Source organism: Mesorhizobium sp. WSM3866, assembly GCF_002294795.1.
Taxonomy (GTDB): domain Bacteria; phylum Pseudomonadota; class Alphaproteobacteria; order Rhizobiales; family Rhizobiaceae; genus Mesorhizobium.
Genome location: NZ_NSGC01000007.1, coordinates 299,527 through 311,361, shown reverse-complemented (window position 1 = coordinate 311,361; position 11,835 = coordinate 299,527). Strand labels below are relative to the sequence as shown.

The following is an 11,835-nucleotide window of genomic DNA, read 5'->3' as shown; positions in this document are numbered from 1 at the left end:
CGTTTTCTGGCCTTCCAATCTTGCGCCCCAGCACCTGCTAAGGCGCGAAGATCGACCAGTTCATCATCCTGGCGAGCTTCTCAAGCGCTATGGAGCCGAGCTTTGAATTGCCGTTCTCGTTGAGGCCGGGGGACCAGACGGCGAGCGAGGCGACGCCCGGCACGATGCCAAGAATACCGCCGCCGACGCCACTCTTACCCGGAATGCCGACACGGAAGGCGAAATCGCCGGAGCCGTCATAGTGGCCGCAGGTCAGCATCAGCGCGCCGATGCGGCGCGCACGCTCGGTCGACACTACCGACAGCCCGGTCGCCGGGTTCCGACCGCCATTGGCGAGGAAGCGGCCGGCCATGGCGAGCTGCCGGCAGCTCATGGCGATGGCGCAATGATGGAAGTAGACGCCCAGCGCCAGCTCCGGCTCATGGTCGAGATTGCCAAAGGACTTCATGTAATTGGCCAGAGCGAAGTTGCGGTAGCCGGTAGCGCGTTCCGAGGCCGCGACCTCGCGGTCGATGATGATCGTGTCGTCGTCGGCCAGGAATTGGACGAAGCGCAGGATCTCGCCGATCGCCTCGCGCGGCTGGTGGCCGGCAAGCAGGATGTCGGATACGACGATGGCGCCGGCGTTGATGAACGGATTGCGCGGAATGCCGCTCTCATGCTCGAGCTGGACGATCGAGTTGAACGGATTGCCCGACGGCTCGCGGCCGACACGCTGCCACAACGCATCGCCGACCTTGCCCAGCGCCAGGGTCAGCGTGAACACCTTCGAGACGCTCTGGATCGAAAAGGGCTGATCGGCATCGCCGGCAACGATGATGCGCCCGTCATTGGTCACGGCGGCAATGCCGAATTTCTTCGGATCGACCTTGCCGAGCTGCGGGATATAGGTGGCGACATCGCCGCGATCGCTGCGCTCGGTCATTTCGGCGGCCACTTCCGCCAGCGCCTGTTCAAGCTCGGGCATAGCGTCTATTTCAGCCAACTTTCGATGCGCGCCAGCGCCTCGACCATGTCGTCATGGCTGCCGGCATAGGAAAAGCGCATGGTGCGATGACCCTGGAGCGGATCGAAATCACGGCCGGGCGTGGCCGCCACATGCGCCTCGGCCAGCATCTTGCGCGCGAAGGCCATGCTGTCATTGGTGTGCCGCGTGACATCGCAGAAGGCGTAGAAGGCGCCGTCCATGGGCGCTGCGAGCGGGAAGCCCAGCTCCGGCAGACGCTTCATCAGCAGGTCGCGGTTCCAGGCATAACGCGCCTTCACCGCTTCGAGCTCTTGCGTGGCATTGAAGGCCTCGATCGCCGCGACCTGCGACAGTTCCGGCGGCGAGATGTAAAGGCTCTGCGCGATGCGCTCGACCGGCCGCACCAGATCCTCCGGCAGCACCATCCAGCCGATGCGCCAGCCGGTCATGCAATAGTATTTCGAGAAGGAGTTGATCACCGTCACGCCGGCGCCACAGGCAAGTGCAGTGACATCGGGCGCAGCATAGGCCAGCCGGTGGTAGATTTCGTCCGAGATCACCGCGATGCCAAGCTCGCCTGCGGTCTTCACCAACGCGGAAAGCTCGTCGGCTGGAATGACCGCGCCGGTCGGATTGGCTGGACTGGCAAACAGCACGCCTTTCAACGGCTTCTCGCGGTGTGCGCTCTTCAGGTGGTCGGCATGCAGATAGGCGTCCGATCCAAGCTCGATCTCGACGATCTCGATGCCAAGCGCGGCCATGATGTTGCGGTAGGCCGGATAGCCGGGCGCGGCGATGGCGACGCGGTCGCCGGGATCGAACATCGCCAGGAAAGCCAGGTTGAAGGCGGCGGACGATCCGGTTGTGACGGCGATACGGGCGGGCGCGACATCGATTCCGTAATGCTCGCCATAGTGCGCGGCGATCGCCTTGCGCAGCTCCGCCAGGCCAAGAGCATCGGTGTAGCCGATGCGGCCGTGCTTCAGCGCGAGAGCGGCGGCTTCGCGGACGCCGACCGGCGCCGGGTCCGACGGCTGGCCGACCGCCATCGATACCACGGGAATCCCGGTCGCCTTCAGCCGGTTGGCCTCGGCCAGAATATCCATGGCGTGGAACGGCTCGACCTCGCCGCGGCGTGAAAGCGAAACGACCATCTGACTCTTCAGCCTGCCTTTGGTTGGCAAATCCACAGGCAAACCATCGCTCGCTTGCCCTGGAACTGCCGGGAGTTCGACGGCAGCGCCGCACAAATGCCCGATTGGTGTGGGGATCACAAGCGCGCAGGAAGTTATCGGCGCCGACTTTTCATCCTTCGCCCGCTCGTCTACCAGTGGACCTGTCATGTTGAGCCGACCCGAACGATGATCGATAGATCGACCGCAATAGGGCGAACCGCGCGCGGGTTCGCGACGCTCCTGCTTGCCGCCGCCGTCGCGGTGTCCACTTCGCTGAGCGCCTTCGCGCAAGGCGTGCCGGTGGTGCGCGACGCCGAGATCGAGGCGCTGGTGCGCGACTATGCCCGACCGATCTTCAAGGCGGCGGGCCTTGCCAATGACGGGATCGACATCGTTCTCGTCAACGACCAGAGCTTCAATGCATTCGTGACCGGCCGCCGCCTGTTCATCAACACCGGCGCGCTGGTGACGGCCGAGACGCCGAACGAGATCATCGGCGTCATCGCGCACGAGGCCGGCCATATTGCCGGCGGCCACCAGCAGAAGCTGCGCGATCAACTCGATCGCGCCAAGACCATGGCCATCATCGCCACGCTGCTCGGGGCGGGCGCGATCGTGGCCGGCGCCACCACCAACAGCCGCGGCCTTGCCGGCGCCGGCATGGGCGTCGCCGCCGGCGGCGGCGAGATGGCGCAGCGCAGCATCCTTGCTTATCAGCGCGGCGAAGAAATCACCGCCGACCGCTCGGCGATCACCTACCTCAATGCCACCGGCCAGTCCGGCATGGGCATGCTGAAGACCTTCGGGCGCTTCCAGAGCGCGCTTTCGCTATCGGGCACCCAGCTCGATCCTTACCGGATCAGCCATCCGATGCCCCGGGAGCGCATCGCCAATCTCGAGGTGCTGGTCAAGGCGAGCCCATATGTCAGCCAGGTCGACGCGCTGGCGCTGCAGCAGCGGCATGACATGATGCGCATCAAGATCGCGGCCTATATGCAAGGCCAGGCGGCCGTGGCGCGGCTGATGCGCAAGAACCCGACCAGCCTTGCCTCGCGCTATGGCGACGCGCAGCAGACCTATCTCTACGGCAATCCTGGCGCCGCGCTGACGAAAACCGCGGCCCTAATCAAGGAACAGCCGAAGAACCCCTATTTCCAGGAACTGCGCGGCGACATCCTGATGAAGGCCAACAGGCCCAAGGACGCCGCGGATGCCTATGCCAAAGCGGCGAGCCTCGACGCGGCGCGGTCCGGCTTGCTGCTGGTCTCGCTCGGCCAGGCGCTGATGGCGGTCGGCACGCCGGACTCAATCAACAAAGCGGTGGCGCAGCTCAACAGCGGGATCGGGCGCGACAAGGAAAACGCCGTAGCCTACCGCTATCTGGCTCAAGCCTATGCCGAATTGGGGCAAATCCCGGCCGCCGACCTTGCGACAGCGGAGGGCCATTTCTATTCGGCCGACTATAAGAACGCGAAGATCTTCGCCATGCGCGCTCAACAGAAATTGAAGCGCGGCGAGCCCCGCTGGCTTCGCGCGCAGGATATCATAAACTACACGCCATCTAACAAACTCAAGTGAACCTCCCGGCCGCGCACGGCGACCAGGTTGGACCGGGACAGGCAGAAGGAACTGATCATGAACAAGGCAATCCTGCTCGGCAGCGCCGGCGTGGCGGTGGCGCTCGGCATGCTGGCATTCGGCTTCGTGGCAGGAAGCCCGCAGGCCGCTAGGGCCGACACGACGCAAGCCATCCAGGTGGCCTCGGCGGACAGCAAGATTGACCGCAAGGAGGTCGAAGGAATCATCCGCGACTATCTGCTGAAAAACCCCGAGGTCCTGCTCGAGGTTCAGGACGCGCTCGAGGCCAAGCAGAAGGAAGAGCAGCGGCTCGCCGCACTCGGCGTCATCAAGGATGCGAAGGACGAGATCTTCAACTCCACCTTCGACGGCGTGGTCGGCAACCCGAAGGGCAAAGTCACCATCGTCGAGTTCTACGACTACAATTGCGGCTTCTGCAAACGCGCCATTGAGGACATGAAGGCGCTGACCAAAGCCGATCCGGACCTGCGCTTCGTGCTCAAGGAGTTTCCAATCCTCAGCCCGGATTCGCAAAAGGCCAGCGTGGTCTCGATGGCCTTCCATCTGATGATGCCGGAGAAGTACAGCGAGTTCCACACTGCGCTGCTCGGCAGCCAGGGCCGTGCCACCGAATCCACCGCCATGAAGGTCGCTGTTTCGCTCGGTGCCGACGAGGCGAAGCTGCGCGAGAAGATGAAGGATCCGAGCATCAACGAAGCGCTCTCGCGCACCTACGATCTCGCCACCAAGCTGTCGATCACCGGCACGCCGTCCTATGTGGTCGGCAATGAGGTGGTGTTCGGCGCGCTCGGACAGCAGGTTCTGGCGGAGAAGATCGAGCAGGCCAAGAGCGCGCTCTAGGTTTGGGCATGGTCTTTTCCGAAAACCGCTGCACAGTTTTCGGGATCATGCTCTAAGCGATTGCGAGTCGCGATAACAGGCGGTTTTCCGCCTGTTGTGGACAGCGAAAGAACGTACTTGCGCTCTTTTCGCGGGCGGATATGCCCATTATAGAGGTCCGGCGCGCCGGCTTGAGGCCGGCGCCGAAGAGGTCGGCATATTTGAAAACGATTTTCGTCCTGAACGGTCCCAATCTCAATGCACTCGGCAAGCGCGAGCCGGGGATCTATGGCGGCAAGACGCTTGCCGCCATCGCCGAGGATTGCAAGGCCGCCGGCACGGCGCTCGGGCTCGAGATCGATTTTCGTCAGTCCAATCACGAAGGTGATCTCGTCGACTGGATCCAGGAAGCCGGTGAAAAGGCCGCAGGCATCGTCATCAATCCCGGGGCCTACAGCCATACCTCGATTGCCATTCACGACGCCATCCGCGCCATCGCGCCGCTGCCCGTCGCTGAAGTCCATCTTTCCAATATCCACGCGCGGGAGCCTTTCCGCCACGTCTCCATGGTCGCGCCGGTCGCTGTCGGCATGATCTGCGGGTTCGGGCCACTCGGCTATACGCTTGCGCTGCAGGCACTGGCGGCGCGCCTGTGACCGGCTCCCAAACAGAAGGCTCGAAAATGTCGATAAAGAAGAACGGTGTTGACCAGCAGCTGATCCGCGACTTGGCGGGCATACTGAACGACACCAACCTGACCGAGATCGAGGTCGAGCTCGGCGATCTGAAAGTGCGCGTGTCGCGTCAGTCTCAGGCCGTCCACGCGGTCGCTGCTCCGCTTCCTATGCCGTCCGCGGCGGTTGCCGGGCCGGCTCAGGCGGTAGCGGCCGCGCCCGCGACGGCAGCCGATCCTTCCAAGAACGCCGTGCCCTCGCCGATGGTCGGCACCGCCTATCTCGCGCCCTCGCCCGACGCCAAGGCGTTCATCGAGATCGGCCAGAAGGTGAAGGAAGGCCAGACGCTGCTCATCATCGAAGCGATGAAGACGATGAACCAGATTCCCTCGCCGCGCGCCGGCACGGTGACGGCGATCCTGATCGAGGACGCCCAGCCGGTCGAATACGGCATGCCGCTCGTGGTCATCGAGTAGAGCCGGGAACAGCGGGCAGATGTTCCAAAAAATCCTCATCGCCAATCGCGGCGAAATCGCGCTTCGGGTGCTGCGCGCCTGCAAGGAGCTCGGCATCCAGACGGTGGTGGTCCATTCGACGGCCGATTCCGACGCCATGCATGTGCGGCTTGCCGACGAAAGCGTCTGCATCGGCCCGCCGCCGTCACGCGAAAGCTATCTCAACATTCACCAGATCGTCGCCGCTTGCGAGATCACCGGCGCCGATGCCGTGCACCCGGGCTACGGCTTCCTGTCAGAAAACGCCAAGTTCGCCGATATCCTCGCCGCCCATAACATCACCTTCATCGGCCCTTCCGGCGACCATATCCGCATCATGGGCGACAAGATCGAAGCCAAGCGCACGGCAAAGCGCCTCGGCATCCCGGTGGTGCCTGGTTCGGACGGCGCGATCAGCGACGAGAAGGAAGCAAAGCGCATTGCCGCCGCGATCGGCTATCCGGTGATCATCAAGGCTTCGGCCGGCGGCGGCGGCCGCGGCATGAAGGTCGCCCGCACCGAAGCCGACCTCGAAGTGGCGCTGCAGACCGCCAGATCAGAAGCCGGCGCTGCCTTCGGCGACGACGCCGTTTACATCGAGAAATATCTGGAAAAGCCGCGCCATATCGAATTGCAGGTGTTCGGCGACGGCGCCGGACGCGGCGTGCATTTCGGCGAGCGCGACTGCTCGCTGCAACGCCGCCACCAGAAGGTGTGGGAGGAAGCGAACTCACCGGCCCTCAACGCCGAGGAACGTGCGCGCATCGGCGGCATCTGCGCCAAGGCGATCGCCGATCTTGGCTATTCCGGCGCCGGCACGATCGAATTCCTCTACGAGAACGGTGAATTCTATTTCATCGAGATGAACACACGCCTGCAGGTCGAGCATCCGGTGACCGAAGCGATCACCGGCATCGACCTCGTGCATGAACAGATCCGTGTCGCCTCCGGCGGCGGACTGTCGGTCAAGCAGGAAGACATCAAGTTCAACGGCCACGCCATCGAGTGCCGCATCAACGCCGAGGATCCGCGCACGTTCACGCCGTCGCCCGGTACGATCACGCATTTCCACACGCCGGGCGGCCTCGGCATCCGCGTCGATTCCGGCGTATATTCCGGCTACCGGATCCCGCCCTATTACGACAGCCTGATCGGCAAACTGATCGTGCATGGCCGCAACCGCGTCGAATGCATGATGCGGCTGCGCCGGGCGCTCGACGAATTCGTCGTGGACGGCATCAAGACGACGCTGCCGCTGTTCCGCGACCTCGTCGGCAATCCGGATATCGCCAACGGCGATTACGACATCCACTGGCTCGAGAAATATTTGGCCAAGGAGGAATAGGATCTTGCGGTTATAATGGCGCAATGACTCGTCCCTACGCGCCCGGCTACCGCATCCCGACCGACCTGCTGCTGAAAGCCTATGCCTCGGGCGTGTTCCCGATGGCAGAGAGCGCCACCGACCCGGAAGTGTTCTGGGTGCGGCCGGAGACGCGCGGCATCATCCCGCTCGACGGATTCCACACGCCGCGCAGTCTGAAGAAGACGATCCGCAGGCACCCTTTCGACATCCGCTACGATTTCGACTTCGAGGCGACGATCGACGGCTGCGCGGAAAGGCGCGACGAGCGCCGCTCGACCTGGATCAACGCGCCGATCCGCGAAGCCTATGTCGAGCTCTATCGGCTGGGCCACTGCCATTCCGTCGAGGCGTGGCGCGAGGGCCGGCTGGCCGGCGGTCTCTATGGGGTGTCACTCGGGCGCGTCTTCTTCGGCGAAAGCATGTTCGCCCGGGAAACCGACGCCTCGAAGACCTGCCTCTATTATCTCGTCGAGCGGCTGAACGAACGCCGCTTCGCGCTGCTCGACACGCAGTTCACCACCGAGCACCTGAAGCGCTTCGGCGCCATCGACGTGCCGCGCAGCCGCTACGAAAAAATGCTGGCCGAGGCCCTGAAGGGCGACGCGGTCTTTTATCCCTGAGGTAAGCGGTCACCCGCTCGCAGTTTCAATTGGCGTCTGGGAATGAAACATCATCTTCCAGCCATCGGCGCGATGAACATAGCCGGTGCTGACGAGAGCGGCATAGGGCTCGCCGTTTTCCCGCGTCGCGCGCGCCTCGTAGGTTAGCATGACGATATCGCTGCCGGGTTCGACCATGCCTTTCAGCCGAATGTCGAGATCGCGCCAGCGATTGGGCTTGGTGGCGGTCTTGGCCAGATCGGCATTGGTCATCGCCTGCGCCATCTCCGGAAAGGCGACGAGGCAATCCACATCGGCGTGGGCCGCGAAATACGCGGAATCGCCGGTCCAGAAGCCTTTCTCGATATCGAGAAGCTCTTTCTTGCTGGCAGTGATAGGCCTGATCGTTGCCATGGAAATCTCCCGTCGCCATCACCGTTTATCCAACGGATTGCGAAAAAGAGGGTTCCGAGAGTTCCGAGATCAGTTCGTGTCTGTGGTGTCGGCGCCATCCGGCGCGGGCGCCGCGTCCGACGGCTCAGGCGCTGCCTCGGCAGGCGGCTCCTGCACGGGCGGCTTCGGCTTGGCGGCATTCGTCTTCGGCTTGCCCGTATCGGCTTTGGCGGCGGTCGGCGGCGGCACGTCCGATTTTTGCTTGCAGCCCTTCAGCCAGACGTCATAGACGGCGTGCTCGACCGCGTTGAGACCGGGGCTTTCGGCGAACATCCAGCCGGTAAAGATACGGCGGATCTTGCGATCGAGCGTGATCTCGTCGACCTCGACGAAGGAATCGGTCTTCGGCTGTTCGGTCTCAGGCCGAGAGTAGCAGACGCGCGGCGTCACCTGCAGGGCGCCGAACTGCACCGTCTCGTCGATATAGACGTCGAAGGTGATGATGCGGCCGGTGATCTTGTCGATGCCGGCGAATTCGGCGACCGGATTGGTGATGCGGTCGGAAACCGCCGGCGCCGCCGGTGTCTGCGCGGCGGCGAACCCTGCCGTCGAGGCAGCCAGAACGGACGCTGCCGCGAACAGTCCCGTCGAGAGTCGGCCGAAAGAGTTCATGCAGGGATACCGGTGGTTGCGCCCGGGTGATTCTCTCAATCGCCCAAGGCTAGTCAGGGCTGCGCTATCAGCAAGCAGCTAAACGCCAATTGTGGCGACAAAAGACCGAAAACGCGTTTACGAACCGGGCGTCCAAGCGTCGTAGTCGCCGGTGACCTGCGGGCGATGCTGGTTGGTCAGAATGGAACCTTGCGGGCGATAGGCGCCCGGCGTTCCTGTGAGATTGGGCCGGTGCGGCTTCTGCCAATCACGAGCCTTATAGCTCTCGCTCGACGGAGGCGTGTCGACGCGATGATGCATCCAGCCATGCCAGCCCGGAGGGATCTTCGAGGCTTCGGAATAGTCACGATAGATGACCCAGCGGCGGGTGCGACCTTCCGAATCGATGCCGCCCTCGTAATAGACGTTGCCGACCTCGTCCTCGCCGACCTTGTGGCCGAAGCGCCAGGTGTGGAAGCGCGTGCCAAGCGTCTGGCTGTTCCACCAGGTGAAAAACTGCAGCAGGAAAGTCTTCATCCAGATCCTCGTTGCGGCAGCGGCCGCGCCGTTTCCTGCTTATGGCGTCAGGTCAACGCGAAGGCAAGGGTTTTGCCCAGCCTGCGATGTAAATGCTTCGTGCGCTAAATCGATACACGCGCGGAGATATCGCCACCTCGTCTTGCCAAGCGTTTGCGCAGTTTCTAAAGCTCGCACGCCCGGCAAAGCTGGCGGCCGGCCCGCGCCGGTTGAGGGAGGTGACGATTGGCCCCAGAACGGTCCACCGGCAATCGGATCGGCGCCGAAGACATTCGCCGCCGCAAGGGCGGCGTGCCGATCGTTTGTCTCACCGCCTATACCTATCCGATAGCCCGCATGCTCGATCCGCATGTCGACCTGCTTCTGGTCGGCGACAGCGTCGCCATGGTGCTGCATGGCCATGCCACGACGCTCGGCGCTTCGCTGGAGATGATGATCGCGCACGGACAAGCGGTGATGCGCGGCTCGGCGAAGGCCTGTGTGGTGGTCGACATGCCGGCAGGCAGCTACGAGGCCTCGGTGGCGCAAGCCGTTGCCTCGGCAAGGCTCATCATCGGCGAGACGGGCAGCCAGGCGGTCAAGCTCGAGGGTGGGGTCGACATGGCCGCGCAGATCGCGGCAATCGTCGCGGAAGGCATCCCGGTCATGGGCCATATCGGCCTGCAGCCGCAGTCGGTGGACAAGGACGGCGGCTACAAGATCAAGGGCAGGAGCAGGGAAAACATCGCCGCCCTTTTTCGCGACGCCGAAGCGGTTGAAAAGGCCGGCGCCTTCTCGGTCGTCATCGAGGGCACGGTCGAGGCGGTGGCTTCGGACCTCACCCGTCATATCGCGATCCCGACCATCGGCATCGGCGCCAGCGGCGACTGCGACGGCCAGATCCTGGTGGTAGACGACATGATCGGCATGACCGTCGACCGCGTGCCGAAATTCGTCAAGGAATACGCAGTGCTGCGCGACACCATTGCGGATGCGGCGGCGCGTTACGCCGACGAGGTGCGCAGCCGCGCATTTCCCGCACCTGACCACGTTTTTTCGGCGGCATCGGGCAAGGACCAGGCATGAGCGGGCCAATCGTCGTCGAGAGCGTTGCGGCCCTTCGCGCGCAGATCCGGGATTGGCGCCGGGCTGGCCTCAAGATCGCCATGGTGCCGACCATGGGCGCGCTGCATGACGGCCACATCTCGCTGGTCAGGATCGCGCTCGAAAAGGCCGAGCGCTGCGTCGTCTCCGTCTTCGTCAATCCGACCCAATTCGCGCCGACCGAGGACCTGGAAAAATATCCGCGCCAATTGGCCCGCGATCTCGACCAACTGCGGGAAGCAGGCGCACATCTGGCCTTCACGCCAGGCGTGGCGGAAATGTACCCGGCCGGCTTCGCCACCAAAATCTCGGTCGGAGGCCCCTCCTCCGGCCTGGAGACGGATTTTCGGCCTGCCTTCTTCGACGGCGTCGCCACTGTCGTGGCCAAGCTTTTCCTGCAGGCAGCGCCCGACTGTGCCGTGTTCGGTGAGAAGGACTACCAGCAGCTTTGCGTTGTCAGGCAGCTGTGCCGTGATCTCGATCTGCCGGTCGAGATCGTCGGCGCGCCGACCGTGCGTGATTCCCACGGCCTCGCCATGTCGTCGCGCAACGCCTATCTCGGCGCGGCCGAGCTCAAGATCGCGCGCAAATTCAACGTGGTTCTGCGTCAGACCGCGGCCGAGCTCGCATCCGGCGCGGATGAGGCACGTGCGGTGAATGCGGCTGCGGAAGCGCTCGTCAGCGCGGGCTTTCGGAAGGTCGACTACGTCGCCGCGCGGGAGGCCGCAACGCTCGCGCCCTGGCGACGAGACCGCGACGGCCGCCTGCTCGCGGCGGCCTGGCTCGGCACCACCAGGTTGATCGACAATGTGGAAGTCCCAGCTACCTGATCTGTGCTGATCAGCCCGGCGTCTCAGGCAGCGTTCAGTCCATCGCGCACCGCACCATCCGCTGGCCGAGGTGCACCTGTGCGAGGGCAGGTTTGATCGCGGGGATCGGCGCGATCAATCAAAACCCTGCGATGAGGCAATGGGCATCCGCCGGCGCTTTAGCCGAGCCGCTTCTCCAGGATGAGTGCGGGCCATCCCGAACTGCCGCCGCAATCCGCTGTCCTGCCTGCCGTCCGAAATCCGTTCGCCTCGTAGAAGGCGATCGCCGCCGCATTCGCCTGCTCGACCTCGAGACGCAGCGTCCGCATCTGCGGAAAACTGGCCTCGACTTCGTCGAGCAGCGCCTGGCCGATCCTTTGCCGCTGACAATCCGGAGATACGTAGAGCTGGTTCAGAAGGACGATCTTCGGGTCGGCGGTCGCGGCCGCGAAAGCCATGCCGCCAAGCCGCTTGCCATCGTCAGCGACCAGGAATTCGGAATTCGGCCGGGCCAGTTGCGCCTTGAGCGAAGCAAGAGAATGCCAGTCGTCGGTGATCGCCGTTACATGCTCGGCGCCGTAGATGGCGTCATAGGTCGCATGCCACGTCTCGACCAGCAGCGCGCGGATCGCAACAAGATCGCGCTCGCTGGCGGTGCGGACGAACATC

General features: G+C 63.8%; 14 protein-coding genes. 8 read left to right on the top strand and 6 right to left on the bottom strand.

Translation table 11 applies throughout. The features are described from left to right. Positions 1-37 precede the first annotated feature (37 nt). The gene (locus tag CK222_RS18375; RefSeq protein ID WP_176477671.1) at positions 38-967 is read right to left on the bottom strand and encodes a glutaminase; all 930 of its coding nucleotides are present in this window, start codon (positions 965-967) and stop codon (positions 38-40) included. Between the two features lie 5 nt (positions 968-972). Continuing rightward, positions 973-2,121, bottom strand: a complete 1,149-nt coding sequence (locus tag CK222_RS18370) for an aminotransferase class I/II-fold pyridoxal phosphate-dependent enzyme (RefSeq protein WP_095801310.1) — start codon at positions 2,119-2,121, stop codon at positions 973-975. A 207-nt stretch (positions 2,122-2,328) separates the two neighbouring features. On the opposite strand from CK222_RS18370, the gene CK222_RS18365 reads away from it, so the two are divergent. The 6 genes from CK222_RS18365 (at position 2,329) to aat (ending at position 7,714) form a co-directional block, all read left to right on the top strand. Continuing rightward, on the top strand, positions 2,329-3,720 hold the full coding sequence (locus CK222_RS18365) for a M48 family metalloprotease (RefSeq protein ID WP_095801309.1): 1,392 nt from the start codon (positions 2,329-2,331) through the stop codon (positions 3,718-3,720). A 57-nt stretch (positions 3,721-3,777) separates the two neighbouring features. Continuing rightward, positions 3,778-4,581 carry a DsbA family protein gene (locus tag CK222_RS18360; protein WP_067321649.1) on the top strand — a complete coding sequence of 268 codons (804 nt, stop codon included), beginning with the start codon at positions 3,778-3,780 and terminating at the stop codon, positions 4,579-4,581. 200 nt (positions 4,582-4,781) lie between these two features. Further along, on the top strand, positions 4,782-5,216 hold the full coding sequence (aroQ, locus tag CK222_RS18355; protein WP_066989889.1) for a type II 3-dehydroquinate dehydratase: 435 nt from the start codon (positions 4,782-4,784) through the stop codon (positions 5,214-5,216). 26 nt (positions 5,217-5,242) lie between these two features. After that, on the top strand, positions 5,243-5,710 hold the full coding sequence (accB, locus tag CK222_RS18350) for an acetyl-CoA carboxylase biotin carboxyl carrier protein (protein WP_067321651.1): 468 nt from the start codon (positions 5,243-5,245) through the stop codon (positions 5,708-5,710). A gap of 19 nt (positions 5,711-5,729) precedes the next feature. After that, entirely contained in the window at positions 5,730-7,073 is a 1,344-nt protein-coding gene (accC, locus tag CK222_RS18345) for an acetyl-CoA carboxylase biotin carboxylase subunit (protein ID WP_066989500.1), read from the top strand. A 23-nt stretch (positions 7,074-7,096) separates the two neighbouring features. Further along, entirely contained in the window at positions 7,097-7,714 is a 618-nt protein-coding gene (aat, locus tag CK222_RS18340) for a leucyl/phenylalanyl-tRNA--protein transferase (protein ID WP_066989498.1), read from the top strand. A 9-nt stretch (positions 7,715-7,723) separates the two neighbouring features. Here the strand turns inward: aat and CK222_RS18335 are convergent, their stop codons facing one another. The 3 genes from CK222_RS18335 to CK222_RS18325 form a co-directional block, all read right to left on the bottom strand. Next, positions 7,724-8,107 (bottom strand): hypothetical protein, encoded by a 384-nt coding sequence (locus tag CK222_RS18335; RefSeq protein WP_066989496.1) that lies wholly within the window; start codon positions 8,105-8,107, stop codon positions 7,724-7,726. A gap of 69 nt (positions 8,108-8,176) precedes the next feature. Further along, the gene (locus tag CK222_RS18330) at positions 8,177-8,758 is read right to left on the bottom strand and encodes a DUF2155 domain-containing protein (protein WP_067321586.1); all 582 of its coding nucleotides are present in this window, start codon (positions 8,756-8,758) and stop codon (positions 8,177-8,179) included. A 117-nt stretch (positions 8,759-8,875) separates the two neighbouring features. After that, complete coding sequence (locus CK222_RS18325) at positions 8,876-9,274, bottom strand: NADH:ubiquinone oxidoreductase subunit NDUFA12 (protein ID WP_095801308.1); 399 nt, start codon at positions 9,272-9,274, stop codon at positions 8,876-8,878. A gap of 225 nt (positions 9,275-9,499) precedes the next feature. Between CK222_RS18325 and panB the strand changes: the two genes are divergently transcribed. Further along, positions 9,500-10,339 carry a 3-methyl-2-oxobutanoate hydroxymethyltransferase gene (panB, locus tag CK222_RS18320; protein WP_095801307.1) on the top strand — a complete coding sequence of 280 codons (840 nt, stop codon included), beginning with the start codon at positions 9,500-9,502 and terminating at the stop codon, positions 10,337-10,339. Continuing rightward, positions 10,336-11,187 carry a pantoate--beta-alanine ligase gene (panC, locus tag CK222_RS18315; RefSeq protein WP_095801306.1) on the top strand — a complete coding sequence of 284 codons (852 nt, stop codon included), beginning with the start codon at positions 10,336-10,338 and terminating at the stop codon, positions 11,185-11,187. The genes panB and panC overlap by 4 nt, the downstream gene beginning before the upstream one ends. 158 nt (positions 11,188-11,345) lie before the next feature. Here panC and CK222_RS18310 read toward each other — a convergent pair whose 3' ends face one another. Continuing rightward, positions 11,346-11,834: a GNAT family N-acetyltransferase gene (locus tag CK222_RS18310; RefSeq protein WP_095801305.1), complete on the bottom strand. Its 489-nt coding sequence runs from the start codon at positions 11,832-11,834 to the stop codon at positions 11,346-11,348. Between the last annotated feature and the right edge of the window lies 1 nt (position 11,835).

Coding starts and splice junctions, on each gene's coding strand:
- CK222_RS18375 (WP_176477671.1), bottom strand. CDS start 967: ATGCCCGAGCTTGAACAGGCGCTGGCGGAAGTGGCCGCCGAAATGACC.
- CK222_RS18370 (WP_095801310.1), bottom strand. CDS start 2,121: ATGGTCGTTTCGCTTTCACGCCGCGGCGAGGTCGAGCCGTTCCACGCC.
- CK222_RS18365 (WP_095801309.1), top strand. CDS start 2,329: ATGATCGATAGATCGACCGCAATAGGGCGAACCGCGCGCGGGTTCGCG.
- CK222_RS18360 (WP_067321649.1), top strand. CDS start 3,778: ATGAACAAGGCAATCCTGCTCGGCAGCGCCGGCGTGGCGGTGGCGCTC.
- accB (WP_067321651.1), top strand. CDS start 5,243: ATGTCGATAAAGAAGAACGGTGTTGACCAGCAGCTGATCCGCGACTTG.
- accC (WP_066989500.1), top strand. CDS start 5,730: ATGTTCCAAAAAATCCTCATCGCCAATCGCGGCGAAATCGCGCTTCGG.
- aat (WP_066989498.1), top strand. CDS start 7,097: ATGACTCGTCCCTACGCGCCCGGCTACCGCATCCCGACCGACCTGCTG.
- CK222_RS18335 (WP_066989496.1), bottom strand. CDS start 8,107: ATGGCAACGATCAGGCCTATCACTGCCAGCAAGAAAGAGCTTCTCGAT.
- CK222_RS18330 (WP_067321586.1), bottom strand. CDS start 8,758: ATGAACTCTTTCGGCCGACTCTCGACGGGACTGTTCGCGGCAGCGTCC.
- CK222_RS18325 (WP_095801308.1), bottom strand. CDS start 9,274: ATGAAGACTTTCCTGCTGCAGTTTTTCACCTGGTGGAACAGCCAGACG.
- panC (WP_095801306.1), top strand. CDS start 10,336: ATGAGCGGGCCAATCGTCGTCGAGAGCGTTGCGGCCCTTCGCGCGCAG.
- CK222_RS18310 (WP_095801305.1), bottom strand. CDS start 11,834: ATGTTCGTCCGCACCGCCAGCGAGCGCGATCTTGTTGCGATCCGCGCG.